This window comes from Streptomyces sp. NPDC037242 (genome assembly GCF_055604165.1).
In genome coordinates, this window is record NZ_JBVJUY010000024.1 from 103,008 (window position 1) to 126,158 (window position 23,151).

Genomic DNA, 23,151 nt, shown 5'->3' on the forward strand with positions numbered 1-23,151 from the left:
GCGCCCGGCTCCCCGTCCGACGTCCGACGCACTCCCACGAGGAACGACATGAACCGCACCGCCGCCGCCGAAGCCCAGTACCAGCGGGCCGTCGCCTTCCGGGATCTGCACGCGGGCCCGGGCCCCTTCGTCGTGCCGAATCCCTGGGACGCGGGCAGCGCACGCCTCCTGGCCGGCTTCGGTTTCGCCGCCCTGGCCACCACCGGAGCCGGCCTCGCCCACAGCCTGGGCCGCCCCGACGGCGCGAACCGGGTCAGCCGTACCGAGATCTTCGCCAACGCCCGTGTCATCGTGGACGCCACGGGCCTGCCGGTCACCGCCGACCTGGAGAGCGGTTTCGGCGAACGCCCCGAGGACGTCGCCGAGACCGTCCGGCTCGCCGCCGCAGCCGGCCTGGTCGGCGGCTCCATCGAGGACTCCACCGGCCGCGACGAGGACCCCGTGCGCCCGCTCGGCGAAGCCGTGGAACGGGTCGCGGCCGCCGTCGAAGCGGCCGCGCGACTGGACTTCCCCTTCACCGTCACCGCCCGCGCCGAGAACTTCTTCCAGGGCCGCCCCGACCTCGACGACACCATCCGCCGGCTCCGGGCCTACGAGGAGGCCGGCGCCGACGTGCTCTACGCCCCGGCCCTGCCGGACGCCGAGGCCGTCCGCGCGGTCTGCTCCGCGCTCTCCCGCCCCGTCAACGTCCTGATGGGCGGCGCCCTGAACCTCTCCGTCGCCGACCTCGGCGCCCTGGGCGTACGCCGCGTCAGCACCGGCTCCGCCCTGTCCCGCGCGGCGCTGGGCGCCCTCACCCGGGCCGCGCGGGAGATCGCCGAACACGGCACCTTCACCTTCGGCGCGGACGCCCTCCCGTACGCCGAAGCCAACACCCGGCTTGTCTAGTGCCGTGACCGGCAAGGTCCACGGCACTAGCGGATCTCTCGTGAGGAGCTTCACCATGCGCGCGACCCCGCGCCCTGCGTTCGTATTCGTTCACGGCGGCTCCAGCAACGCCCGGGCCTGGGGCCCGTTGCAGAACGAACTGGCCCTGCTCGGGCACCGTACGCACGCCGTCGACCTGCCCGGCCACGGCGACCTCGCCGCCGCCCCCGCCGCCTACTACCGGCAGCCGCAGGACCTCGCCGCACTGGCCGCCGCCCCGTCGCCGATGCGAGGTGTCACCTTGCAGGACAACGTGCGCCACGTGCTCGCCGTCATACGCCGCCTCGCCGCGGCGGGGCCCGTCGTCCTGGTCGGCAACAGCATCGGCGGTCTGACGATCAGCGCCGTCGCCAACGCCGCGCCGGAACTGCTCCACCGCACGGTCTACCTGTCGGCGGTCTGCCTCAGCGACCCGGCCATGCTCACCGAGCCCTGGGACGTGGTCGACGACAACCTGCTCGACGCCCTGGCCGCGCGCATCACCGTGCCCCGCGCGGACGGCCATGACCAGGATGTGGTCCGGCTGAACTGGCGCAGTGCGCACGCCGACCCGCAGCTGTTCGCGGAGCTGAAGGCCGCGGTCATGGCCGACTCCACCGACCACCAGTTCCGGCTGCTGCTGGACTCCCTGGACCCGGACGAGAACTACGCGATCCTGGAACCGGGTGCGGTGGTCCGGGCCGACGGATGGGGCCGTGTCCCGCACACCTTCGTCCGGCTCGCCGCGGACAGGAGCATCCCCCCGGCCGTCCAGGACCACATGATCCGCAAAGCGGACGCGCTGACCCCGCACAACCCCTTCGAGGTGCACACCCTGGACGCCTCGCACGTCGGCTACTTCAGCCGGCCGCAGGACTTCGCGGAGCTGTTGGCCGGCCTCGCCTGAGGCGCCTTCGGCGCCCCCGGCGCGGGGTGATCAGTTAGTGCACGTACTGCCGGTCATGCCGCCCATGACGGGACCGGAGCCGGGGGCGCGGCGCGCCGCGCGCGGCGGCGGGCCAGGAGGATCGCGGCGAACGCCGCGACCGCGACGGCCGCGCAGACGGCCGCGGTGATGAACGGCCAGTGGGGCCAGGCCGGATCGTGGTAGCCGGCCTCGTACGGGGTCTTCGTGCAGGCGGTGGTGGCGTCGCAGGCGTACCGCTTGCCCGCGGTGAGGAACAGCCCCGCGACCACGCCGAACCCGGCGAAGGCCAGGGCGGCGAGCACCGATGCGGCGGGGAGCGCGTACCAGGCTCCGTGGGGCTGGACGCGTCCCCGCGGCGGTCCGTATGACGGCGGGTTCATCGCGGCGCTGCTCCTCGGGTCGGCGGTGTTGCCGGGACCCATCCTCCCGGTGGCAACGGGGCCGGGTCATGAGTGCGCGTACTCAACTACGCCACTCTGTGCCCTTTCGGCCATCCATGGAACGGATCCGGCCAAGGGGCGAAGGTCGGCCATGGCCGGGCAGCCCTCTTTGGGAGGCTGCTCACGCCGAATCAGAGCGAGCGGAATGATCGAATACCGGGCCGGTTCGGCTGTGACGGAAGGTCCGTGGTGCTCAGTTGGACTTGTTGATCGGAATCGCCGAAAAAACCATCGTCGCCCTCTCGGCCTCGGGACTCTCGCTGCTGGGACTTCGACTCTTCAGGCCCAGTATCAAACTCTCTCCCGAGATATCGGTCTGGTGGTCCGAGGAGAAAGAGGCATTCCGGTGCAGCATCAAGCTGGTGAACAAGAGCCGCCGCGTCCTGGTGGATCCGAGATTCGAGCTGATTCTCATCTACAAGAACTCCGCGGGCCGGAAGAAGTCCATGCTGATCACGCGTGACCGGCCGGACCCGATGTCCATCGCCGGCCGCCGCTGGAGGAAGCAGACCGACAGCGTGTCGGGCGTCTATACCATCACCTACGGAGAAGACGTCCTCACCGCGATCGGCGGACGCCGGCGGGGAGATGCCGACGCGGTCTTCCTGCGCTTCCGGTGTTTCGCGCGGGACGGAATGTCCGGCATCGGGAGGCAATTCGAGATGAGGTACGAGACGCCCCTCGAAAAGCTCATCTACGGCAGCTTCGAGAGGGGGAAGAGCCTCAGCATCGTCCCCGAGGAAGCGGACGACCGCTGGGCGGACAAGCTGGCCCAGGTCTTCGGGCCGGACGCAGACCCCCGCGGCGCTGCCCCCGGCGCTGACCCCGCTGCCGTTCCCGGGGCCCGCCGCGACGGCGCCCCGGTCGTTGACTAATCGGCCGGCCGGAGGTTCCTGCGTTTCACCACGAGCGCCCTCGCCCGCTCCGTGAATTCCGAGTCCGGCCGCCTGAGGTCGTCGCCGAGATGGGCGGCGACCTCGGCCTCCCGGAGGAGGTCCAGGCGGTGGAGCGGCCATTTCGAACTCATCAGGAGGCCGTGGTCGCCCGGACGGGATTTCAAATGCTCGTCGAGCATGCGGTATCCCGCCAGGTACACGTGGTCCTTGATGAATCCGCCCGGCGCCGAGGTATCGGAAAGACCCCGCTTCACGCGTGCCGTGACGTCGAAGGCCGCACCGGGTGAGGTGTACGGAGTGAGCGCCCGGAAGACGTCGGTGAAACTCCCGCGCAGCGCCGCGTCCACGGCCACCACGCGCAGGGCGAACCTCCGATCCAGGCCGTTTCCGTCGGCCACCTGCTGTTCGTTCCAGACGGCCAGCCCTTCTTCGGTGGCCGTATGCCCGGAAAGCTGTAGGCCGAGTATTTCCGCCCCGCGCAAGGCGTTCACCCACCGGAATACGTGCGTGCCTATCTCGTGCACGATCAGCCGGACGAGTTCATCCTCCGAGAACCGCTCGTCCGCCCGGATCCGCACCGCCCGGTCGGCCGTCGACACGCTCATCCGGGCGGCCATGCCCGGATGCAGCCGCACGCTCCAGTCCGCCAGCTCCTCCTCCCCGAGCACGTCCCCGATCGCGGCGGCGGCGTCGGCAGCGCTCAGTTGCGGCCTCGACTCCTCCTCGGCGCCTCGCCGCTCCGGCGCCCGCAGGACGGCGAGGGCGTCGGCGAGGAGGTCCGCGTCCGGGGTGCCGTTCTCCTGCGAGGTCGCCTCCGTGATCCGTACGGCGTCGTGGCTCGCGCAAGCGCCGTACCGGTCCAGGTACCGCGCGGCCTCGTCCGCGATCAGCCGGTGCCAAGGGTCGTCCTTGGGTACGGTCTCTTCGTGCACCCGGCGCAGGGCCCGGGCCCGGTCGTCGTCGCTCGCGGTGTACGTGAACCGGGGGTTGTCCGCGTCGCCCCGCTCCGCCCAGGCCCGCAGGAACCGCTCGCGGTGTTCCACGAGGCCCTCGGGGAGCACCAGTCTCAGCAGCGACATGCCGGCCGTGGCCGCCTTGAACCGGGTGGCTGCGGGGTCGGCGCGCCGCATGCGGTCGATCTCAGGGTTCACGCCGGGGTTCTCCGTAGGTCGTCCATCGGGTCTCGCGGTTGTCTCGGATGTCCGTTCCCATCCGAGGGAGTGCCAACCCGGAAAACCGGCCAGATCGCCGCCCGGCGAGCCGTAGGGTGTCGGCATGGCGAAGAACGGGCCGGCCGGGAGCAGGCAGAGCGCCGCGTGAACACCGGCTACATCCTGGACCACACCGCGATCGCGGCCCTGGCCCACGGCGACGTGTACATGGCCGCCCGCGTGTTCCGGTCGGTACGCCAGGTCCAGCCCCTGTACGTGCCGGCCGTCGCGCTCGCCGAAGGCCTCACCGGGGTCGCCCGGGGCGACGTGGCGCAGATGCTGCGGGACGCGCTCGGCGCCCCCTGCTTCGTCTTCCGCACCCTGGACGAAGCCGGCTGCTGGGCGGCCGCGCAACTCGCCCGCGAACGGGCCGCCGACCTACCGACCGCCCACGCGGCGTACCTAGCCCTGGCCTCCGGACTCCCCGTCCTGACCCGCCAGCCCGCCCGCTACAAGCACATCGACCCCAGCATCACCACCGAACCCATCCCCTAGGTCGTGTCGTCGAAGTCCCGTCTGGCCGGCGGGGCCTGGGACGACACTCCCTAGCCCACCCCCCCCCGCAGTTCCGACCCCGGACCCGTGCATCGGCGACGGCCAAGGCCCCCGCGGGTCGAGGGGGATGCGAGCGGGGGTGGGCATCCTGGGGGCGCGGTGGGGCGCGCGGCGGGGCCGGGCGGTGACGGCCGCGCGCGAAGAAGGCACGGCACTACCCCTTGCCCGCACCGACGGAAGCCTGTCGCTATGACGCATCCAGAACTGACCCTCGCCTCGCTCCGGATCCTCAATGGCACCCCCACCCCCACGATGGAGGAGCTCGCCGTCCTCGCCGGGCTCCTCAACGCCCGGCTCCAGGCCCCGGCGCCGTCCGAACTCCCCGCGCCCGCGCCCACCCCGCTGCGGCGGCACTCCGCTCCCGCCTACGACCCGCCCCGCGCCTGGGCCTCCTGACGGCCCGTCCAGAGGCGGGGAAGCGAGGTGGCCGATTCCGGCATACCCGACTTCCACCCCTCCCACCGGGCTGATAGCTTCCGCGAGTTGATCTTGATCCTGCCTGTCGATGCGCCGCACCGCGCCGACGGCGGTCCCCTCGCACAAGGAAGTCACATTGCACCGCCACGCACCGCACCGGGCGCCCGTCGCCCTCCTCGCCCGCGCCGCCGCCCCGGCCGCCCTCCTCGCCCTGCTGCTGCCCGCCCTCCCGGCGGCCGCGGCCGAGACGCCCGCGACGCCCCACCTCGACGCCGTCGAGCAGACCCTGCGCCAGGTCTCGCCCGGGCTGGAGGGCCAGGTGTGGGAGCGCACCGCCGGCAACACCCTCGACGCCTCGACCCCCGGCGGCGGCGACTGGCTGCTGCAGACCCCCGGCTGCTGGGGCGATGACACCTGCGCCACGCGGCCGGGCACCCAGCGCCTGCTGTCGAAGATCACCGAGAACATCTCGGCGGCGACGAGCACCGTCGACATATCGACCCTCGCGCCCTTCCCCAACGGCGCGTTCCAGGACGCCGTCGTCGCCGGCCTCAAGAACTCGGCCGCGCGCGGCAACAAGCTGACGGTACGCGTCCTCGTGGGCGCGGCGCCCGTGTACCACCTCAACGTGGTGCCCTCGAAGTACCGCGACGAACTCGTCGCGAAGCTCGGCCCGGACGCGTCGCGGATCACCCTCAACGTGGCGTCGATGACGACCTCGAAGACCGCGTTCTCCTGGAACCACTCCAAGCTCCTCGTGGTCGACAACCAGTCCGTGGTCACCGGCGGCATCAACAGCTGGAAGGACGACTACCTGGAGACCACCCACCCGGTGGCCGACGTCGACCTCGCGCTGAAGGGCCCCGCGGCCGCGTCCGCCGGCCGCTACCTCGACCAGCTGTGGTCCTGGACCTGCCAGAACAAGAGCAGCTTCACCAGCGTCTGGTTCGCCTCCTCCAACAACGCCCCCTGCCTGGCGGCCCTGGCCCCGGCCGCCGGCCCCGCAGCCCCGGCAACCGGGACCGGGACCGCCCCCGGCAACGTCCCGGTCATCGCCGTCGGCGGCCTCGGCGTCGGCATCCGGCAGAGCGACCCCACTTCCGCGTTCCGCCCCACCCTCCCCACCGCCCCCGACACCAAGTGCACCGTCGGCCTGCACGACAACACCAACGCCGACCGCGACTACGACACGGTCAACCCGGAGGAGAGCGCCCTGCGCACGCTCGTCTCCAGCGCGAAGACGCACATCGAGATCTCCCAGCAGGACGTCAACGCGACCTGCCCGCCGCTGCCCCGCTACGACATCCGCCTCTACGACGCCCTCGCCGCCAAGCTCGCCGCCGGCGTCAAGGTCCGTATCGTCGTCAGCGACCCCGCCAACCGGGGTGCGGTGGGCAGCGGCGGCTACTCCCAGATCAAGTCGCTCTCCGAGATCAGCGACACCCTGCGGGGCCGCCTCGCCCTCCTCACCGGCGACCAGCAGCGCGCCCGCACCGCGATGTGCTCCAACCTCCAGCTGGCCACCTTCCGCAGCTCGGCGAGCCCGAAGTGGGCCGACGGCAGCCCGTACGCGCAGCACCACAAGCTGGTCTCCGTCGACGACTCGGCGTTCTACATCGGCTCGAAGAACCTCTACCCGTCCTGGCTCCAGGACTTCGGCTACATCGTCGAGAGCCCCTCAGCCGCCCAGCAGCTCACCGCCCAGCTGCTCGCCCCCCAGTGGCAGTACTCGCAGGCCACCGCCACCTTCGACTACGCGCGCGGCCTCTGCCAGGCCTGATCCGCCGGCCCCCCGCCGGCCCCATGCGCCTTGCCCGGTCGTGCGCCGGGCAAGGCGCGGTCGATCAGGGTTCCACCCGTGGTCGAGATCCGTGCCTAGGTTTGAAAGTGACGGATCCCTGCTGTGGCGGGGACGGTGCACGGCAAAAAACGTACGGGGGCTCCATGAAGATCAGCGAACCTCTAGCTCTGGAGGCAGCCACCTGGCTGCCCGAGGAAAGGGAACGGGTGTCCGACGTCCTGGCGTCGGGCGGCATCACGGAGGCGGAAGCCGAACAGTTCGGCCTGACCGAGGTACCGGTGTCCGACATACCGGGACCGCAGCTGGCCGTCCGCGCAGCGGAACGCGCCCTGGCCGCCGCGGAGTTCGACCCCGCGAGGATCGGCCTGGTGGCACACTCCTGGCTCTTCCACCAGGGCCACGACTTCTGGTCGCCCCCGCACTACGTCGCCGACCAGCTGGGCGCGCACGACGCGCTCCCGATCGGCGTACGGCAGATGTCGAACGGCGGCGTCGCCGCCCTCGGCGTCGCCGTGGACCGGCTCATCGCCGACCCCGAGGTGGAAGCCGCGCTGGTCACCACCGGCGACCGGTTCGTCCCGCCCGCCTTCAACCGCTGGACGGCGGACTACGGAGCCGTCTACGGCGACGCCGGCACCGCGGCCCTGCTGCACCGCCACGACCCGGACCAGCACGACGCGCAGCGCTCGCGGCCCCTACTGCTCCTGCGCTCGCTCACCTTCGCGACCGCCGCCGAGTACGAGGCCATGTACCGGGGCCGGGACCCCTTCACCGAGGCGCCCCTGGAGGCCGGCAGCCCCATCGACATCCGCCGGCCCAAGAAGGCGTACCTCGAGGAGCACGGCGGGATGGGGCCCTTCCTGAAGTCCGCGGCCGACGCCGTACGCTCCACCCTCCTGCAGTCGCTCGCGGAATCCGGCGTCGAGCCCGGCGACCCGCGCATCCGCTGCGTGGCGCTGCCCCGCCTCGGCGAGCACGTCCTGTCCATCACCCACGCCCTCCTCGACGAGCTCCTGGGCGTGGAGATCCTCCAGCTGCGCGAGGGCAGCGGCCACCTCGGGGCCGGGGACCTGCTGGCCAACCTGGCCCACATCTCGGCCTCCCACGGCCTGGAGCCCGGCGAGTTCGCGGTGGTGATCGGCGGAGGCGGCGGCTTCACCTGGTCCTGCGCGGTGGTCCAGGCGGCCTGACCCCTGCCGAGCCCGGGGTGCCCGGTCCTCCCGTACTTCCGCTTCGCGGAAGACTTCCAGGTCAACAGCGGTATTACGGGAGGCCGGTCACCCCGTGCGGTACAGGCGCGGCTACTGTGGGGAGGTTACGCGCCGCCAAGCGTGACTTCACAACGCGCGCTCGATTCAGGGGGAATGGAATGGTGCTCAGGCCCGCCATCGTGGAACTGTCGGAACTCGGCCCGGACTTCGTCGGCAACCCCTACCCGATCTACGCGAAACTCCGGGAACAGGGACCCGTCCACCTCGTTCGCACTCCGGAAGGCCGCGAAGCCTGGCTGATCGTCGGACACGACGCCTGCCGCAGCGCCTTCACCGACCCGCGGCTGAGCCGCGACTGGCTCCGGTCCGGCGACATCGGCCAGATCATCAACACCGGCCAGGACGACCCCTCGCTCGCGCACATGCTGATGGCCGAGCCGCCGCACCACACCCGGCTGCGCCGCCTGGTGTCCCGGGAGTTCACCCCGCGCCGCATCGAGGCGCTGGCGCCGCGCATCCAGCAGATCACCGACGAGCTGCTCGACGCGATGGAGGCGAAGGAGGAACGCCGGGGAGACCTGGTGGACCTGTTCGCGTTCCCGCTGCCGATCACCGTCATCTGCGAGCTGCTGGGCGTGCCGGAGATGGACCGCCAGGCGTTCCGCGCCTGGTCCAGCGAGATGGTCGCCCGCACCAGCCCGCAGGCCGAGGCCGCCGCGTACGCGGAGATGCCCCGGTTCCTGACCGGGCTCATCGAGGCCAAGCGCGCCGCACCCGGCGAAGACCTGCTCAGCGCGATGATCCACGCCGTCGACGAAGGCGGCGACCGGCTCTCGCCGGAGGAGCTGATCGGCATGAGCGTCCTGCTGCTCATCGCCGGCCACGAGACCACCGTCAACCTGATCGGCAACGGGATGCGCGCCCTGTTCGCCCACCCCGAACAGCTCGCCGACCTGCGCGCGGACCTCGGCCTCCTCGACGGCGCGATCGAGGAGATGCTCCGCTACGACGGCCCGGTCGAGACCTCCACCGAGCGGCTCGCCCTGGAGGACGTGGAGATGGGCGGCGTGGTGATCCCGGCGGGCTCCACCGTCCTGATCTCCATGGCCGACGCGGACCGCGACCCGGCCCGCTTCGAGGACCCGGACCGGTTCGACATCCGCCGCGACGCCCGCGGCCACATCGCCTTCGGGCACGGCCTGCACCACTGCCTGGGTGCGCCGCTGGCCCGGATGGAGGGCCGCATCGCGCTGCGCTCACTGCTGGAGCGCCTGCCGGAACTCACCGGGGACGCCGACGGGGCGGAGCTGTCCTGGCTGCCCGGCATGCTGATCCGTGGCGTACGGCAGCTGCCCGTCCGCTGGTGACGCCGTAGGGGCCCGGATGCGGTGGGCGCCGGCTACGACCACCGCATCCCGAGCCGGTCGAGCTGTGCGACGCGCTCGGCGCCGAGGGCCTCGGCGCGGCTGCGGCAGTTGCTCACCCACGAGCCGAGCCGCAGCTCGCGCCGCTCCTCCCCGATGACCCGGCCCGCCTCGTCCCGCCGGGTCCAGGTGAGGGTCTCCACGTGCTTCCTGGGCACCGCCAGATGCCCCTCGCGCTCGTGGAACCGGGTGGCCGCGGCGAGGTTGAGGGCCCACTTGTCCGCCTGGCTCGTCCGGCCCGCCCCGGCGGCGGCCCGCTCCCTCGCGGTGGCCGGCCCGATCCCCAGCACGTTCTCCAGCATCCACCGCTGTCCGGCGGCGAGGCCGTCCCAGCGCAGCCGCTGCATGCGGACCCACTGGCCGAGGTCCTCCCCCTGGACGCAGACCTCGCCCGCGGCCACGGGCACCGGCGCGCCGCCCTCGACGTACGCCCGTACCAGCGTGAAGTCGCGCTGCCAGGCCACGGGCCAGCCCGGACACCAGGCCGGGTCGATCTCCTCCAGCTGCTCGCGCCGCTCCTCGGGCATCGCCCACGACAGCGGCAGTACCTCCAGGCCCTCGGCCTCGCGCTGTTCGTTCCCGACGGTCCGCCGCGCCGCGGCGCGCGCGTTCTTGAGCCAGACCCCGACGGGCTGGCCCTGCCAGACGGCGTCGGCCGGCGCGAGCAGGTGCCCGTGCTCGGCGGCCCAGCCGCGCGCGGCGGCGAGGCCCTCCTCCCAGGCGACGTCCCGCTGCGACCAGACCATGCCCAGCGCGTCCAACTGCCGGGCGCGCTCGGGGCCCAGCGAGCCCCGGGCCCGGGCCCGGCGCGCGTCGGCGATCCACTGCCCGAGCGGAAAGCCGGCCGGCGCGGCCGCGGCGCCGGGCAGCGGCCGGTCCGGGACCTTGTACGCGAAGGGCACCCGCAGGTCCCCCCGCTCCCGGCGGTAGAGCTCGGCGGCCGCCAGCCCGCGCAGCCACTGCGTCTTCTCCGGCTCCAGCACACGCAGTGCGATGAACCGGGCGATCCGGCCGGGGTCGCGGCGGGTGGAGAACTTCAGCAGGGCATGGGCGGGTCCGCTCACGCCCTCGGCGTCGGGATGCCACTCGGCCGGCCGCCCCGCAGCGGCGAGGGGCGTGTAGCGGCTGGGTGCCTGGGGTTCGGCGAGGGTCTCCACGATCCGGGCGTCGTGCGCGCGCAGGGCCTCCAGCAGCCGGGCCAGACCCCCGTACGCCCGCGAGGTGAGCATGTCGTCCGGCGTCTCGCCGGGCCCCAGCAGAACGGGCACGACCAGGGAGGCGACCTTGCCCCCACCCGGTTTCATCCGCAGCGCCCGGCCCACGGCCTGCACCAGATCGGGCATGGACCCGCGCAGGTCCGCCCAGAACACCGAATCGCAGTCCTTGGTGTCGACGCCTTCGCCGAGCACGCGCACGGAACCCAGGAAGCTCTTCTCCACCGCCGAACCGTCGGCCGCGGCGCCGGCGGCGAAGTCGTCCAGGACCCGCCGCCGGTAGCCGGGCGGATGCTCACCGCACAGCCAGTCCGCCCACACCGACGCCGGGTAGCGCTGCGGATCCAGCGCGTGGAGCCGTCCCGCGACCTCGGGCAGCCCGGCCGCGAACGCCTCCGCCTCCTTGACCTGGTGGTGGAAGACCAGGGTGCGCGCGAAGCCCTCCGCGGCGGCGGCCTTCACCACCGCCGTCTGCAGGGCCGCCATCCGGATCCCGCGGACCTCGTCGGAGTGCTGCTCGGCGCCGAGCAGCTTCGCCGCCCGGAACGCGGCGTCGGTGATGTCCAGGCACACGACCTGGTACGGGGCGACGATGTGCCGGCCGATGGCCTCCGAGAGGGTCAGAGTGTGACAGCGGGCGCCGAACGGCCCTTCCGGGTCGTCCTCCATGGACGCGACCAGCCCGCCCGCCGCGCCCCGCCCGCCCTCCTCGTCGCCGTTCCCCGCCTGCCACAGCCGGGGGGTGGCGGTCATGTACAGCCGCCGCGCGGCGGGGATCCTGGCGTTGTCGTGCACCACCGCCCAGGGCCTGCCGAGCCGGCCGGACGTACGGTGCGCCTCGTCCACGACCACGAGGTCCCAGGCGGGCAGCCCCGCCCGGTGCGCGCGCTCCAGCGTGCCGAGGCCGAGCGAGGCGTAGGTCGAGAACACCGTGACCCGCTCCAGGTGCGCGCTCCACCGCACCAGTTCGGCCGGGTCGGTCGTGTTCGCGAAGCCCGCCTCCGACTCGCGCAGCGAGGACACCCCCAGCACCGGGCCGCTGCGCCCGCCCGCGCGCCACGCCGCCTCGCTCTGGGCGAGCAGGTCCAGGGACGGCACCAGCACCAGCACCCGCCGGGCCCGCAGCTCGGCCGCGCTGCGCGCCGCGACCAGGGACTTCCCCGAGCCGGTGGCCATCACCACCTGCGTACGCAGCCCCCGTTCGGGGAGCCGGCCCGACGCGGGGACCTCGAACGCCTTCAGCACCGCGTCCACGGCCTCCCGCTGATGCGGCCGCAACTCCATCCTCGGCATCCCGAACACTCCTATCCGCTCATCCGCCAGGATCCCAGGCGCGGACGCCGGAGCGCGGTGATCGCTTCGGTGAGGAAGAAGTCTAAAAATCTATTCTAGAAAGCCGGTCTGACCGGCACACTCTCCCCATGAGCGGTCGCACCTCCGGCGAACAGCCGAATCCCGATGGCCAGTGGCCCCCGGCACCCGTCGGCTTCGGGCCCCCGCCCGGACCCGGCGGCTACGGCACGTTCGGGCCACCGCCGCAGCCCTGGACGGTCGCACCCGGTGAGGCCGCGACCGTCCCCGTCCCCGCCGCCGCGCCCGCCCGTACCGGCGGCCGGTTCACGGACCGCCCCGGCACCGCCGTGCTCGCCGTACTGGTCGCCGTCCTGCTCGCCATCGGCGCCGGCGTGTACGTCACCATCCGCACCGACCGCGGCGGGCCCACCGCGCAGAACGGCAAGAACCCGGCCGCGCCGTCGGGTTCGCCCTCGGTCGACCAGGGCGACGGCAAGGGCCCCGGTGTCGGCCGCGACACCTACGACCCCAACGGCGACATCAAGCCAGGTGAGGCCCGGGTCTGGCTGCGCGACAACCCGACCGAGGTCGCGGGCGCGGGAACCGAGCAGTTCGGCCCGTGGCGGGTGGGCGACGTGGTGGTGAAGACGATGTTCAAGGAGGTCACCGCCTACGCGGTGGCCGACGGCCAGGAGAAGTGGAAGGTGTCGTTGCAGACACCCCTGTGCGGGGTCCCGCCGGCCCCCTCCGCCAACGGCAAGCTGGTCGTCGCCGTCCACGAGAGCGATTCGCTGACCTCGCACTGCACGGACCTCCAGCAGATCGACCTCACCACGGGCAAGGCCGGGTGGAAGATGACGGTGCCCGAGGAGACCAAGTTCGACTCCAAGGTCGAGTTCTTGCTGGCGATCACCGGTGACACCGTCGCCGTGGCCCGGTCGACCAGCATGAGCGGCTTCTCGGTCACCGACGGCAGGAAGCTCTTCGGCACCTCGACCGACAACGGCTGCTACCCGGCCGAGTTCGCCGGCGGTTCGCGCCTGCTCCTCGAACGCAGCTGCTCCGGCTCCGACCAGGTGATGCTCCAGGAAGTGGACCCGGTGACGGCCGCCCCCAAGTGGAGCTACAAGTACGACAAGGGCTGGAAGCTCGGCCGCGTCCTGTCCATGGACCCGCTCGTCGTCGCCGCCTACCACCTGGAGAGGAAGGTCTGGAGCATCACGGCCTTCGCCGCCGACGGCAGGATCCGCTCGCAGGGCGAGGCGGCGTTCGGGGTCCCCGGCCGGTGCAACGGATGGGGCCGCGCGGACGGCCTCCAGCAGTGCCTCGCCTCCACGGCCGACGCCGACACCCTCTACATCGCCGGGGGCAAGCCCGGCAAGGACCTCGGCATCGACGAGGACGCCGCCAACCAGGTCGTCGCCGTCGATCTGAACACGGGCAAGGAGAAGTGGCGCACCGCCGAGCAGTCCAAGGGCCGCGCCGTGTGGCCGCTCGCCGTCGAGGGCGGCCGCGTCGTCGTGTACGTATCGCCCGGCAAGGTCGAGGCGGCTTCGGTGCTCTCCCTCGCGCCGGCCGACGGCAGCTCGCAGCCGCTCCTGCAGAGCCCGGCCGCGGCAGCGGGCGCCGAAGGCGTCTTCTACAACAGCGGCCTCCAGCCCGCCTGGGCGGGCGGACGGATGTTCCTGCTCAACGGCAGGGTCTACAGCCCGGCCCCCGGGAAGCAGAGCCGCGCGCTCCTCTCCTTCGGCAAGTAACCCGACGCACAAAAGCAGGAAGGACACCATGCAGGACGCCGAGAGGTGGAGAACCGTCATCGGGATCTACGGGGTGGCGGCGGTGGCGGCCACCGCCGCCGTCGCCGGCGCCCTGGTGATCTTCCACAGGGCCGAGGACGCCGACGCCGCCGCGACCTCGACGGCCGGCTGGAAGACCGTGGTCAACCCGGCGCACGGCATCGCGTTCGACGTCCCGCCGGACTGGGAGGTCGTCTCGCCCGACATCTTCAGCGGCTACACCGACCACAACGACCCGGACAAGCACCTCATCGGGCACACGGCGCCCGCCTTCTACAAGTCCAAGTGGTGCACCATCGACGGCAACGGCGACGGAGTGGTCAACGACACCAGGCTCGCCAACACCGGCAGCAAGGGCGCCGACGGCGCCAAGTCCACCGACGAGGTCGCCGAGAAGACCGCACCGGCCTGGGTCTACGCCGCGTACACCCAGCCGAACAAGTCCTTGGTGAAGTGGGACAAGCCGGTGGAGTACACGACGAAGTCCGGAGTCAAGGGAAGCTACGTCAAGGCCCGCTCCGAGGGCGCCCCGACGCCCAACCGCTGCGAGGGCGACGGCAAGGCGGTCGCCTTCGGCTTCAAGAACTCCAAGGGCGACTTCGTCGCCTGGGACTTCTACGGCCGCACCGGCGTGCCCGGCGCCGTCAGCGACGAACTCGTCATGCGGATCATGAGCACGGTCCGCCTGGAGGGGGACCCGAAGCCGACGACACCGTGACCGCGTGGACGACCACCGCGTCCGGCGCCGGCAGCGCACGGCGCCGGGCAGGGCGATGCCCTGCCCGGCCGCGAGGGCGGCGATACGGGCACTGGGTCAGCGCGGGGGCCCGTACGCCGGCCCCGGGTACACGGTGATGTTGCCGAGGCAGGGCATCCGGCGCGCGAGCCCGGCGAGATGCGCCGAGACCGCCGGACCCGTGCCCACGACCGTCGCGGAGCTGACCCGGGGCACCATCAGCTCGCACGCGGCCGACACGGACAGCCGCGCCGCCTCCTCGTAGCGGTCATGGCCGTGGTGGCCGTCGGAGCCGCCGTACCTCTGGCCACTACCGCCCTGATGCCCCTGATCGGCCACTTCGCCGCGCTCTCCCTCACCGGCGGCTTCCTCACCACGGCCGCGGTCATGCTCCTGTTCACCACGGTCGCCGCCCTCACGGTCACCAGACCCCCCGCCCCGGAAACGCCGACCGCCGCCGAGCAGCGGGCCGAACTCCTGGCCCGGCCGCAGTAGGAAACGCGATACGGCCGGCGCCCCCGTGCGGGGGCACCGGCCGTATCGCCGTGCGTCAGGCGGTGAGCTCGCTCTTCTCGACCGGGGCCCCGGCGGGCTCATCGGTCTCGGCGGTCTCGGGCTTGGTGTCCCGCATGACGACCGCGGCCAGGACGGCGGCGGCGAGGACGCCGATCGCGCTGATGGTGAAGGTGGTCGACATCGAGGAGGTGAAGGCCTCCCGGGCGGCGTCGACCAGGCCGGTGTCGCCGTTCGCGACGGCCAGCGCCCCGCCGATCGACTGCTTCGCCGCCTCGGGGGCGTCGTCCGGCATCAGCCGGGTGAATCCGCTGGTCAGGAGCGAGCCGAGGATGGCGATGCCGAGCGCGGTGCCGGACTGCTGGATGGTGTCGTTCAGGGCGGAGCCGACGCCCGCCTTCTCCTGCGGGATGGTGCCCATCAGCGCGCCGACCGCGGCGGGCATCGCGAGTCCGGCGCCGAGGCCGAGGAGGCCGAGCGCGACGGCGGGGACGGTGAACCCGCTGTCGGCCGAGACGGTGGCCAGCAGCGCGAAGGAGGAGGCCATGACGATCATCCCGGCCAGTACCAGGAGCCGGTTGCCGACCTTCGCGGCGAGCCCGGCACCGGCACCGTTGCCGATGAGCGCGGCGACGGCGAGCGGCACGAACGCGAGGCCGGCCTTGACGGGGGAGTAGCCGAGGACGAACTGGAGGTACTGGGTCAGCACCAGCAGCAGACCGCCGTTGCCGATCTGTACGAGGGTCAGCGACAGCGAGCCGCCGCTGAAGTTGCGGTGCTTGAACAGGACCAGCGGCACCATCGGCTCAGGGGTGGTGTTCTCCCAGACGACGAACCCGGCGAGAGCGACGACCGCGACGGTCAGGGTGACGGCGGAGCGGCCGCCGAAGGCGCCGTGCTGCGGGAGTTCGATGATCCACCAGATCAGCGCGGTCATACCGGCCGCGGACAGCACCGCGCCGAGCGGGTCGGGCTTCTGCCAGGGCCCCTTGGACTCCGGCATGAGGGTGAGGGCCGCGAAGACGGCCAGCGCGACGACCGGCACGTTGATGAAGAAGATCGAGTGCCAGGAGAAGTGGTCGATCAGGACGCCGCCGAGCACCGGGCTGCCGACCAGGCCGAGCATGGACACCGATCCCCAGGCCGCCATCGCCTTGCCGCGCTCGTCCTCGTCGAAGACGGTGATGAGGATCGACAGGGTCGAGGGCATGATCAGCGCACCGCCGACACCCATGGCGGTGCGTACGGCGATCACTTCACCGGGGTTGGTGCAGAAGGTCGCGGCCAGCGACGCCGCCCCGAAGAGCAACAGGCCGATGATCATGATCTTCCGGCGGCCGAACCGGTCGCCGAGGCTGCCGGAGGTGAGCAGGAGCCCGGCGAACACCAGGATGTAGGAGTCCAGGATCCACTGGGTGTCCTGGGCGCTCGCGCCTATGTCCTCGGTCATCGACGGCACCGCGACCGTCAGCGCCATGCTGTCGACGACCAGGACCAGCGTGCTGAGGCAGAGCACGATCAGGATCCACCAGCGACGTGGGTTGCGGGTTTCCATGGGGGCTTCCTTCCAGCCTGAGCACGCTGTTCCTTCGTTGCGCACACTGTACGCACTGCGGAACAGTGTGCGCAACCCTCGACTTGTGTACGCTGAATGCGAACGATGTACGCAAAGGAGGAGCGCCATGCCCGCCAAGTCCGCCAAGCCCACTCCGAACACGGACGTGAACCCGATCCCGTCGGTATGGACCCGCCGGCAGCGCGAGACCCAGCAGCCGGCCCTCACCCGGGCCGCGATCGTCCGCGAGGCGGTCCTCATGCTCGACGCCGAGGGCATCGAGGCGCTCAGCATGCGCAAGCTCGGCGCCCGCCTGAACGCCGGCGCGACCTCCCTGTACCGGCACGTCGCGACCAAGGAGGAGCTGATGGAGCTCGCCGTGGACGAGGTGTGCGCCGAGATCCTCGTCCCCTCGGCCGAACTCGCCCGGGGAGACTGGCGCACCGCCGTCACCGGGGCCGCCGCCTCCTTCCGCGCGACGGCCCTGAACCACCCCTGGCTCTCCTCGGTCCTCGGCCAGGCGGGCCTCGCCTACCTCGGCCCCAACCTCATGTCCTTCTCCGACCGCCTCGCCGCCCTCTTCACGGCCGCCGGCTTCCCCGAACCGAGCCGCGCGATCGACACGGTCCTGTCCTACGTCATCGGCATGAGCACCACCGAGGCCGCCTGGCTCATCACGGTCGCCCGCTCCGGCGAGACCGAGGCCGCCTTCATCGCCCGCCTCATGCCCGCCGCCCAGGAAGCCGCCGCCGACCGCGCCCACCTCTCCGACGCCTACGCCGCCGCAGCGGCGACCGCGACCCTCGACCCGGAGGCGATCCGCGACACCAAGTTCACCTACGGCCTGGACGTGGTCCTCGACGGCCTGGCCCTGCGCCTGCCCTGACCCCCGGCCACCCGCCTACGGCCCGCTGCGCGGCTTGAGTTGGCCGAGGGTGTAGCCGTCGGCGGACGGGTCCAGGGCTCTGGTGGTCTGCTTGAACAGGTACTCGGCCCGCTCGTAGGACAGCCGCCGGCGCCCCGTGTCCGGGCACAGATCGGCCTGCGCGGGTGTCCGCGCCGGCCCCGGCCGCCGGTCGGACAGGAACACCGGCCCGCGCGTCCGCCCTGCCAGCAGCCCCGGCAGGAGCCGGGCCGTCCCGGAGCGCCAGTTCACCCAGACGTCCCCCGCGCGGGCCCGGCGGTCCTCCAGGTCGAGGTCCTCCACGTTCAGCGACAGCACCGCCTTCGCCCCGGCCGCCGACTCGTGCAGGAGCCGCCACAGCGTCCGTTCGCGCAGCGGCAGGTCCGGATCGCCCCAGAGCGCGTCGAGCTGCGCGGAACCGAGCGCCCGCGCCCCGGACCCGGAACGCGTCTCGCCGTGGCGCTCCAGCCCTGCCGCCAGGTCGTCCAGGGAGGCCCACGCCCCGAAGGACCGGACGGCCGAGCGGTGCCGGTTCCAGGTCCTGGCCGCGCCCCCGCCCCAGCAGGCCGCGAACACCCCCGCCACCTCCTCGGCCGTCAGCGAGGCCAACGGCCGCCGGTCGCCGAGCGCCAGGCACAGCCGCCGCAGGGTCTGCCCGTACGAGCGGACCGTCGCCGCGTCCAGATCGCCACGGCCCAGAAAGCCGCGGGCGGCCTCACCGAGCGTGGGACCGGCCGACCCCGCGCCGGTGACGCCGTCGACCTCGCCGACCTCGCCGACCTCGCCGACCTCATCCGCACGGCGGTGCAGGAAGGCCCGCTCCGCGGCGTTCCTCGTGAGGGCCGCCGCCCGCTGGAACTCCAGCCGCGCCTCCCCGCGCCGCTCCAGCCGGGCCAGGAGGTCCCCCCTGACGCTGGGCAGGAGGTGGTAGTCGCGCAGCGCGGGATCGGCGACCAGGGAGTCCACCAGGTCGAGCCCGGCCTGCGGCCCGTACGCCATCCCGACCGCCACCGCCCGGTTGAGCCGGACGATCGCCGTCGGCAGCAGCCGCGCCAACGACCCGTACAGGGCCGCGATCTGCGCCCAGTCGGTGTCCTCGGCGGCATGCGCCTGCGCATGGCACACGGCGATCGCCGCCTGCAGCACGTACGGGCCGGGCGCGGCGCCCCCGACCTCCCGCGCCCGCAGCATCGCGGTGAAGCCGCGGCGGATCAGCAGCTGGTCCCACCGCCCCCGGTTCTGCTCGTGCAGCTGGACGGGCTCGCCCGACGCCCCCGTACGCGCGGCCGAGCGGGAGGCCTGGATCTCCATCAGCGCCACCAGGCCGTGCACCTCGGCCTCCCGAGGGGCCAGCTCGGCCAGCAGCCGGCCCAGCCGAAGCGCTTCGAGGCAGAGCCCGGGCCGCATCAGATCGTCGCCGGAGGTCGCCGAGTAGCCCTCGTTGAAGATCAGGTAGATGACCTCCAGTACGGACGCGAGGCGCTCGGCCAGTTCCGCGCCGTCCGGCAGGTCGAACGGCACGCGCTCCTCGGCCAGAGTCCGCTTGGCCGCCGCGATGCGCTGGGTGATCACCGACCCGGTGACGAGGAAGGCCCGGGCGATCTCCTCGGCCGTCAGACCGCCGAGCAGCCGCAGCGTCAGCGCCGCCCTGGCCTCGGCCGGCAGTACGGGGTGGCAGGAGATCAGCATCAGCCGCAGGACGTCGTCCTGTTCGGCGCCCCCGTCCTCATCGGCACCGAGGCCGGGATCCGGCTGCTGCCCCAGCTCGTGGGCGAGCTGCTCCTGCTTGTGCGCCAGGAGCCGGGAGCGCCGTATGCGGTCCACGGCCCGCCGCCTGGCGGTGGTCGTCAGCCAGGCACCGGGGTTGTCCGGGATGCCCGAGGAGGGCCACTGTTCGAGCGCGGCGACGAGCGCGTCCTGGGCCAACTCCTCGGCGAGGCCGACGTCGTGCACCATCCGCGTGAGCCCGGCGACGATCTTCGCCGACTCCAGCTTCCAGACCGCGTCGATCGTGCGATGGGCATCCGGCACGCGGACGATCACAGCACCTGCCCCGGCCCGCCCGCAAGCCGGGGCACGTGCTCCTCCCCGCTGCTCAGGGGCCGAAGACCTGCTGGACGACGCTCTCGCCGTCACCGACGATCCTGCGGAAGCGGCGCGCCAGCTCGATCGCCTCCTCCTTGGAGCGGACCTCGATCAGCGCGAAACCGGCCACGGCCTCCTTGGCCTCGGCGAACGGCCCGTCCGTCACCGTGATCTCGTCGCCCGCGGAGCTCACCAGTACTCCGCCCGGCTCCAGTCCGCCGGTGGCCAGCAGCACACCGGCCGCCGTCAGCTCCTCGACGAACTTGCCCATCTCCACGTACAGCTGCTCGTCGGGGGCGGTGTCGGAAGGCCGGGTCGTCATCAGGTAGCGCATGGGGTTTGCCTCGTCTCGTCGTACGGAGCTTCTGCTTCTGGCTTCTGCCTACACGTCGATCCAGTGATGTGACAGGGAACGGACGCATTCCCTGTCACATCACCGGATCGACGTGTCACCGAAAGCCGAGCACGACGGACGCGCCGAACCCGAGAGGCACACCATGACCGCCCAGACCACCGCCACCGCCACCGCTTCCACCCGTACGACCGGCGCCCCGGCCCGGACCACCACCCGCGCCCTCCTCACCTGCGCGGTCGTGGCATCCCCGCTCTGGGCGGTGGTCTCCCTGACCCAGGCCGCCACCCGCGAAGGCTTCGACATCACCCGCCACCCGCTGAGCGCCCTCAGCAACGGCTCCCTGGGCTGGCTGCAGATCGCCAACTTCCTGATCGCCGGAGCCCTGCTCGCCCTCGGTGCGACCGGCCTGGGCCGCGCCCCGCGCGGCGCCCCCGGAGGCACCTGGGCGCCACGGCTGGTGCGGATCGGCGGCATCGGCATGGTCGCCGCGGGCCTGTTCGTCATGGACCCGGCCGACGGCTTCCCCGCCGGCACCCCCTACGGGCAGCCCGCCACGCTCACCTGGCACAGCTACGCCCACTTCGCCGCCGGGTCGATCACCTTCACCTCGCTGATCGCCGCCTGCTACGTGCTGGGCCGCCACTTCAGCCGCACCGCGAACCGCGGCCACGCGCTCGCCTCCCGCGTCGCGGGCACCGCCCTCCTGCTCGGCAACGGCTGGGCGATGGCCGGCGGCAAGGCCGGCACCCTCACCCTGGCCGTCGGCGCCGTCACCGCGCTGCTCTGGGTCGCCGCGACCGCGAACCACTACCGCCGCACCCACTGAAGAGGCGCCCGGGGCGCACACCACGCCCCCGGTCAGGCCGTGCCGGCGCCCGGCGGAACCTCCGCGGCGTCGGCCGACGGCGCCTTGGCCTTCGTGTGCAGGATCTCGCGGGCCTGCTCCGCGGCGCGGGCGATGCTCTCGCTGACGAAGTCGAGGAAGCGGGCGACGTTCTCCAGGCGGGCGGCGGCCTGGGTACCGGGGCCGAGGACGCCGACGCCCTGCCGTGCGATCTCGACGATCTGGGCGGTGGACCGGGCGCTGGCGACCATCGACTGGTACCAGATGTCGTCGTCGACGATGTACCGCTCGCGCCGGCCCTCCTCGCGCTCCCTGCGTACGAACCCCTGGCTCTCCAGGAACGTGACCGCCTTGGAGACGGACGCCGGGCTGACCTGGAGCCGCTGGACGAGTTCGGCCGCGGTGAGGCTGCCGGTGTCGGTGAGGGTGAGGCAGGCCATCACCCGGGACATCATCGTGGGCATGCCCGAACCCATGAGGACGGCCGTGAACGTCTCCTCGTACTCGCGCACGGCCTCGGCGTCGCGTCCGTGAACCTGCGGCGGCGCCTGCGTCCCCCGGGGCGCGGCCTGCGTACGCCGGTGGGCGCGGCGTTCGGTGGCGCGGTGCGCCAGGTCGGCGCGGTAGGCGGTGGGCCCGCCGTTGCGCATCACCTCACGCGTGATCGTCGAGGTGGGGCGGTCGAGCCGCCTGGCGATCTCCGCGTAGGCCAGGCTGTCGGCCAGTCCCAGCGCGATCTGCTGGCGTTCCTGCTGGGTGAGCCTGCCTCCGGGCATCGCGATCTCCTTCGTTCTTCCCCGTTTTCGCCGTCACTATAGCGTTCACTCTCAGTCCATTGCAACGACTGGGTAGCTGATGTTGCGTTAACTTCGAAGGCGGTTGCAACGAAATACTGCCTTTGACCTGTATAAACGCAACTTCTACGCAACGAACATGTTGCCGGTCTGGCGAACGCAACGTAGCTTTTCCTTCATCGCGAACAACGAGTCGAAGGAAAAGACCATGCAGAAGTTCGACACCACCGCCCCCATCGCCGCCGTCCTGGACATCCCGGCCGGACACATCCGCTTCATCGCCGCCGACCGCGCCGACACCACCGTCGAGGTCCTGCCGGCGAACGCTTCGAACGGCCGCGACGTGAAGGCGGCGCAGCAGATCACCGTCGAGTACGCCGACGGCGTCCTGCGCATCGGCGCCGCACCGGCCAAGAACCGCATCCTCGGCAACTCCGGGTCGGTCGAAGTGACCGTCCAGCTGCCCGCCGACTCCCACATCGAGGCGAAGGCCGCCGCCGGCGAACTCCGCGGTGTCGGACGGCTCGGAGACGTGGTCTTCGAAGGTGCGCAGGGCTCGGTCAAGCTCGACGAGGCCGCCAGCGCCCGCCTGACCCTCGCCGCCGGCGACATCTCGCTCGGCCGCCTGAACGGCTCGGCGCGGCTCAGCACCCAGAAGGGCGACCTCCGCATCACCGAGGCCGTGCGCGGCACGGTCGAACTGCGCACCGAGTACGGCCAGATCTCCGTCGGCGCGGCCCGCGGAACGTCCGCCACCCTCGACGCCGGCACCGCCTACGGCCGGATCAGCAACGCGCTGGGCAACACCGAAGGCGCCGCGGCCGCCCTGAACATCCACGCCACCACCTCCTACGGCGACGTCACCGCCCAGAGCCTCTGACCAGCCCGCAGCTTCCGAAGGAGTACTCCCCATGACCAACGTGGCCATCGCGGCGAACGGGCTGCGCAAGTCCTACGGCGACAAGAAGGTCCTCGACGGCATCGACCTGACCGTCCCCGAAGGAACGATCTTCTCCCTGCTCGGCCCGAACGGGGCCGGCAAGACCACCGCCGTCAAGATCCTCTCCACCCTCATCACCGCCGACGCCGGTGAACTGAAGGTCGCCGGCCACGACCTGGCCTCCGCTCCGCAGGCGGTGCGGGCCGCGATCGGTGTCACGGGGCAGTTCTCCGCCGTCGACGGCCTGATCACCGGTGAGGAGAACATGCTCCTGATGGCGGACCTGCACCACCTGTCCAAGCGGGAGGGGCGGCGGGTGGCGGCTGAGCTGCT

At 72.3% G+C, this 23,151-nt stretch carries 23 protein-coding genes; 15 read left to right on the top strand and 8 right to left on the bottom strand.

Annotation, left to right across the window (positions count from 1 at the left end):
* The first annotated feature begins 48 nt into the window (after positions 1 to 48).
* Complete coding sequence (locus ACZ7GJ_RS26305; RefSeq protein ID WP_470755282.1) at positions 49 to 888, top strand: isocitrate lyase/PEP mutase family protein; 840 nt, start codon at positions 49 to 51, stop codon at positions 886 to 888.
* A gap of 55 nt (positions 889 to 943) precedes the next feature.
* Positions 944 to 1,813 carry an alpha/beta hydrolase gene (locus tag ACZ7GJ_RS26310; RefSeq protein WP_470755284.1) on the top strand — a complete coding sequence of 290 codons (870 nt, stop codon included), beginning with the start codon at positions 944 to 946 and terminating at the stop codon, positions 1,811 to 1,813.
* A 53-nt stretch (positions 1,814 to 1,866) separates the two neighbouring features.
* Here ACZ7GJ_RS26310 and ACZ7GJ_RS26315 read toward each other — a convergent pair whose 3' ends face one another.
* Positions 1,867 to 2,214 (bottom strand): hypothetical protein, encoded by a 348-nt coding sequence (locus ACZ7GJ_RS26315; protein ID WP_470755285.1) that lies wholly within the window; start codon positions 2,212 to 2,214, stop codon positions 1,867 to 1,869.
* 257 nt (positions 2,215 to 2,471) lie between these two features.
* On the opposite strand from ACZ7GJ_RS26315, the gene ACZ7GJ_RS26320 reads away from it, so the two are divergent.
* Entirely contained in the window at positions 2,472 to 3,149 is a 678-nt protein-coding gene (locus ACZ7GJ_RS26320; protein WP_470755287.1) for a hypothetical protein, read from the top strand.
* On the opposite strand, the gene ACZ7GJ_RS26325 is transcribed toward ACZ7GJ_RS26320, so the two are convergent.
* Entirely contained in the window at positions 3,146 to 4,321 is a 1,176-nt protein-coding gene (locus ACZ7GJ_RS26325) for a tyrosine/phenylalanine carboxypeptidase domain-containing protein (protein ID WP_470755289.1), read from the bottom strand. The two genes, ACZ7GJ_RS26320 and ACZ7GJ_RS26325, sit on opposite strands and share 4 nt — an antisense overlap.
* A 165-nt stretch (positions 4,322 to 4,486) precedes the next feature.
* Here ACZ7GJ_RS26325 and ACZ7GJ_RS26330 point away from each other — a divergent pair, with 165 nt between their 5' ends.
* The 5 genes from ACZ7GJ_RS26330 to ACZ7GJ_RS26350 all read left to right on the top strand — a co-directional run bounded on the left by ACZ7GJ_RS26330 (position 4,487) and on the right by ACZ7GJ_RS26350 (position 9,732).
* Positions 4,487 to 4,876: a type II toxin-antitoxin system VapC family toxin gene (locus ACZ7GJ_RS26330; protein ID WP_470755290.1), complete on the top strand. Its 390-nt coding sequence runs from the start codon at positions 4,487 to 4,489 to the stop codon at positions 4,874 to 4,876.
* A 249-nt stretch (positions 4,877 to 5,125) separates the two neighbouring features.
* Positions 5,126 to 5,332, top strand: a complete 207-nt coding sequence (locus ACZ7GJ_RS26335; protein ID WP_470755291.1) for a hypothetical protein — start codon at positions 5,126 to 5,128, stop codon at positions 5,330 to 5,332.
* A 157-nt stretch (positions 5,333 to 5,489) separates the two neighbouring features.
* Positions 5,490 to 7,133 (top strand): phospholipase D-like domain-containing protein, encoded by a 1,644-nt coding sequence (locus tag ACZ7GJ_RS26340; protein WP_470755292.1) that lies wholly within the window; start codon positions 5,490 to 5,492, stop codon positions 7,131 to 7,133.
* A gap of 164 nt (positions 7,134 to 7,297) precedes the next feature.
* The gene (locus ACZ7GJ_RS26345) at positions 7,298 to 8,344 is read left to right on the top strand and encodes a beta-ketoacyl-[acyl-carrier-protein] synthase family protein (RefSeq protein ID WP_470755294.1); all 1,047 of its coding nucleotides are present in this window, start codon (positions 7,298 to 7,300) and stop codon (positions 8,342 to 8,344) included.
* 179 nt (positions 8,345 to 8,523) lie between these two features.
* A complete protein-coding gene (locus tag ACZ7GJ_RS26350) occupies positions 8,524 to 9,732 on the top strand; it encodes a cytochrome P450 family protein (protein WP_470755295.1) in 1,209 nt (402 codons plus the stop codon).
* 32 nt (positions 9,733 to 9,764) lie between these two features.
* Here ACZ7GJ_RS26350 and ACZ7GJ_RS26355 read toward each other — a convergent pair whose 3' ends face one another.
* Positions 9,765 to 12,296 carry a helicase associated domain-containing protein gene (locus ACZ7GJ_RS26355; protein WP_470755296.1) on the bottom strand — a complete coding sequence of 844 codons (2,532 nt, stop codon included), beginning with the start codon at positions 12,294 to 12,296 and terminating at the stop codon, positions 9,765 to 9,767.
* A 128-nt stretch (positions 12,297 to 12,424) separates the two neighbouring features.
* Between ACZ7GJ_RS26355 and ACZ7GJ_RS26360 the strand changes: the two genes are divergently transcribed.
* Complete coding sequence (locus ACZ7GJ_RS26360) at positions 12,425 to 14,053, top strand: outer membrane protein assembly factor BamB family protein (protein WP_470755298.1); 1,629 nt, start codon at positions 12,425 to 12,427, stop codon at positions 14,051 to 14,053.
* Positions 14,054 to 14,081: 28 nt separating this feature from the next.
* Positions 14,082 to 14,810 carry a DUF8017 domain-containing protein gene (locus ACZ7GJ_RS26365; RefSeq protein WP_470755299.1) on the top strand — a complete coding sequence of 243 codons (729 nt, stop codon included), beginning with the start codon at positions 14,082 to 14,084 and terminating at the stop codon, positions 14,808 to 14,810.
* Between the two features lie 96 nt (positions 14,811 to 14,906).
* On the opposite strand, the gene ACZ7GJ_RS26370 is transcribed toward ACZ7GJ_RS26365, so the two are convergent.
* Entirely contained in the window at positions 14,907 to 15,167 is a 261-nt protein-coding gene (locus ACZ7GJ_RS26370; protein WP_470755301.1) for a hypothetical protein, read from the bottom strand.
* On the opposite strand from ACZ7GJ_RS26370, the gene ACZ7GJ_RS26375 reads away from it, so the two are divergent.
* A complete protein-coding gene (locus ACZ7GJ_RS26375) occupies positions 15,150 to 15,323 on the top strand; it encodes a hypothetical protein (protein WP_470755302.1) in 174 nt (57 codons plus the stop codon). The two genes, ACZ7GJ_RS26370 and ACZ7GJ_RS26375, sit on opposite strands and share 18 nt — an antisense overlap.
* A 55-nt stretch (positions 15,324 to 15,378) precedes the next feature.
* Here ACZ7GJ_RS26375 and ACZ7GJ_RS26380 read toward each other — a convergent pair whose 3' ends face one another.
* Positions 15,379 to 16,896, bottom strand: a complete 1,518-nt coding sequence (locus ACZ7GJ_RS26380) for an MFS transporter (RefSeq protein WP_470755304.1) — start codon at positions 16,894 to 16,896, stop codon at positions 15,379 to 15,381.
* Between the two features lie 127 nt (positions 16,897 to 17,023).
* Between ACZ7GJ_RS26380 and ACZ7GJ_RS26385 the strand changes: the two genes are divergently transcribed.
* Positions 17,024 to 17,782: a TetR/AcrR family transcriptional regulator gene (locus ACZ7GJ_RS26385; RefSeq protein ID WP_470755306.1), complete on the top strand. Its 759-nt coding sequence runs from the start codon at positions 17,024 to 17,026 to the stop codon at positions 17,780 to 17,782.
* Between the two features lie 15 nt (positions 17,783 to 17,797).
* Here the strand turns inward: ACZ7GJ_RS26385 and ACZ7GJ_RS26390 are convergent, their stop codons facing one another.
* Both ACZ7GJ_RS26390 and ACZ7GJ_RS26395 read right to left on the bottom strand, forming a co-directional pair.
* Positions 17,798 to 19,831 (bottom strand): DUF6596 domain-containing protein, encoded by a 2,034-nt coding sequence (locus ACZ7GJ_RS26390; RefSeq protein ID WP_470755307.1) that lies wholly within the window; start codon positions 19,829 to 19,831, stop codon positions 17,798 to 17,800.
* Positions 19,832 to 19,895: 64 nt separating this feature from the next.
* Entirely contained in the window at positions 19,896 to 20,219 is a 324-nt protein-coding gene (locus ACZ7GJ_RS26395; protein ID WP_470755309.1) for a YciI family protein, read from the bottom strand.
* Between the two features lie 163 nt (positions 20,220 to 20,382).
* On the opposite strand from ACZ7GJ_RS26395, the gene ACZ7GJ_RS26400 reads away from it, so the two are divergent.
* Positions 20,383 to 21,066 (top strand): DUF998 domain-containing protein, encoded by a 684-nt coding sequence (locus tag ACZ7GJ_RS26400; protein WP_470755310.1) that lies wholly within the window; start codon positions 20,383 to 20,385, stop codon positions 21,064 to 21,066.
* A gap of 32 nt (positions 21,067 to 21,098) precedes the next feature.
* Here ACZ7GJ_RS26400 and ACZ7GJ_RS26405 read toward each other — a convergent pair whose 3' ends face one another.
* On the bottom strand, positions 21,099 to 21,860 hold the full coding sequence (locus ACZ7GJ_RS26405) for a GbsR/MarR family transcriptional regulator (RefSeq protein WP_470755312.1): 762 nt from the start codon (positions 21,858 to 21,860) through the stop codon (positions 21,099 to 21,101).
* Positions 21,861 to 22,086: 226 nt separating this feature from the next.
* Here ACZ7GJ_RS26405 and ACZ7GJ_RS26410 point away from each other — a divergent pair, with 226 nt between their 5' ends.
* Positions 22,087 to 22,758 carry a DUF4097 family beta strand repeat-containing protein gene (locus ACZ7GJ_RS26410; protein ID WP_470755313.1) on the top strand — a complete coding sequence of 224 codons (672 nt, stop codon included), beginning with the start codon at positions 22,087 to 22,089 and terminating at the stop codon, positions 22,756 to 22,758.
* A gap of 31 nt (positions 22,759 to 22,789) precedes the next feature.
* Positions 22,790 to 23,151, top strand: a 362-nt coding sequence (locus tag ACZ7GJ_RS26415) for an ATP-binding cassette domain-containing protein (RefSeq protein ID WP_470755315.1), incomplete at its 3' end; no start/stop codon positions are given.